Here is a 240-nt window from a genome sequence, read left to right on the forward strand (position 1 = left end):
CCTTGGCGGCCTTGCGGGGAATGCCGTGCAGGCTGGCGTGGTAGAGGAGGTTCTGCGCGACGGTGAGGTCGGTGTCGAGGGTGCGGGCCTGGAACACCACGCCGAGGCGGGCGAGCGCCCGGCTCGGCTCCCGGTCGAGGGCGTGGCCGAGGATCGAGACCCGGCCGTCCTGGTTCGAATAGAGGCGGGTGATCACCGAGAACAGCGTCGTCTTGCCGGCTCCGTTCGGCCCGAGGAGCG

General features: G+C 71.2%; 1 protein-coding gene. It reads right to left on the reverse strand.

All coding sequences use genetic code 11. The annotated features are described in order from the left end of the window. Positions 1-240: ATP-binding cassette domain-containing protein (locus tag CVH10_RS23915; protein ID WP_146143382.1), on the reverse strand; the 240-nt coding region annotated here is incomplete at both ends.

The sequence above is a fragment of the Halomonas sp. ND22Bw genome, assembly GCF_003011945.1.
GTDB lineage: Bacteria > Pseudomonadota > Gammaproteobacteria > Pseudomonadales > Halomonadaceae > Halomonas > Halomonas halophila.